Annotated in this window: 2 protein-coding genes; one reads left to right on the plus strand and one right to left on the minus strand. The window is 68.6% G+C overall.

From position 1 onward, the window contains the following. On the minus strand, window positions 1-1,000 hold a 1,000-nt coding region (locus tag EEB19_RS26245; RefSeq protein ID WP_262365941.1), incomplete at its 3' end, for an EamA/RhaT family transporter. Between the two features lie 166 nt (window positions 1,001-1,166). On the opposite strand from EEB19_RS26245, the gene EEB19_RS26250 reads away from it, so the two are divergent. Then, window positions 1,167-1,787, plus strand: coding sequence for a hypothetical protein (locus EEB19_RS26250; RefSeq protein ID WP_187590271.1), 621 nt, complete (start codon window positions 1,167-1,169; stop codon window positions 1,785-1,787). Window positions 1,788-1,821 lie beyond the last annotated feature (34 nt).

Below are 1,821 nucleotides of genomic sequence, written 5' to 3' on the forward strand. Positions count from 1 at the left end.
CCGACCCACCTCCCGCACCCTCCTCTGCACCCACGCGCGTCGTGTCAGTCCTCCCGGCACCGTCGTCGTCGCCGGTGAACAGGGCGACGGCGGTCGCGCCGACGATGGCACCGACGAACCCGACGACCGCCAGCCACTGCAAACCGTCGATCGCCTTGTCGCCCAGGAACATCACACCGACGATCGCGGGTCCCCCGGTCTCGCCGACGACGAGTACGGCGGTCACCGCGTTCACCGGACCGATCTGCAGGGCAACGGTCTGCACATAGAACGCCGTCGCACCGGCGATCGCGATGGTCCAGGCCGCCGGATCGGTCAGCAGGCGGACCGGATCGAACGGGCTGACGCCGTCGAGCACACGCACCGCGATCGCGATGGCCCCGTACATGACACCCGCCAACGCCCCGCAGAAGATGGCGCCACGGTCCCGAAGCGTCCGCATCACCACGAACCCGGTCACCACCAACACCAGGCTGACGCCGAACAGCGCCCAGTGGAATCCCATCCCCATCCTCGGAGCGGCCTGATGGGAGGCCGACGCCCCGAGCAGAAACAGCGACACCACGACGACACCGACGGCGACCCACTCGCGCCGACCGAGCACGTTGCCGAGCCACACCATCCCGAGCAGCGCGGTCACGACGAGGTTCCCGGCGACGATCGTCTGCGCGAGGAACAGCGGCAGGAATCGCGCCGCGACAGCGCCCCCGGCGAACCCGAGGATCACCAGCAGGGTGCCGAGCAGGAACGTCGAGTCACCGAACGCCGCCACCGTCGACCGCGCCGACCCTGCCCCCGGCCCGCCCGGCACATCCGCCCCGGAGCGGGCCCCGTCCGCCGAGCCTGCATCCGAGCCTCCATACGGCCCCACATCCGACCCCGCAACCGAGTCGGCATCCAATCGCTGCAACGCACGACGCGCACCGACGGCACGCAGCACGGTCGACAACCCGTACGCGATCGCGGCGAGCGCGGCGGCGATCACTCCGATGGCGAACATGTACCGACCGTAATGTCTGATTCCCTCGTCCGCGGGGTCACTGACGTCACCCGGACGTGACTGGCACGAAAATCACCGTCATCCGACGGATGTTGCGCGCCGACGATCAGAGCAGAGTCGATGACATCACCACCGACCCCCAACAACTCCCGGACAGGAACACACCATGAACGCCAAGGACATGATCATCGGACTCGCCCCCTGGTTTCTCTTCTCCTTCGTCGCCTCCCACTTCGGCGCCGGCGCCGTCGGCTGGGCCGGACTCGCCGCCTTCGCAGCATCGCTGGCCCTCATCGTCTACAGCGTGACCCAGAAGCGGTCGATCAAGATCCTCGACGCCGCCGGCACCGTCACCTTCGGGATCATCTCGGCGATCGGGTTCATCGGCGGATCGGGAGTCGACACCTGGCTCACCGACTACGGGCGCGGCGCCACCACGGTCATCCTCGGACTCGTCATGCTGATCTCGGCCTTCACCATCCCGTTCACCGAGCAGTACGCCCGGGAGACCGTCGACCCGCGCTACTGGGGCAGCCCGATCTTCCGCGCCAAGAACCGATCGATCAGCCTGCTGTGGTCCGGCGTCATCTTCGCCATGGCGGCCTGCCACGTGGTCGCCGGAGCCCTCGCCTCGGCCGACACCATCTCCGGCGCACACCCCGGCAACGTCCTGCTGAACTGGGTCATCCCGATCGCGCTGATCATCTTCGCCGTCAAGCGCACCCAGGCCATCGCCGACCGTGACGCCACCCCGGCCCCGATCGCACAGACCGGCACCACCCGCTGAGCCAGACCGCAGTCGTTCCGACCGCTCCCAACCC

The organism is Gordonia sp. OPL2 (genome assembly GCF_003797825.1).
GTDB lineage: Bacteria > Actinomycetota > Actinomycetes > Mycobacteriales > Mycobacteriaceae > Gordonia.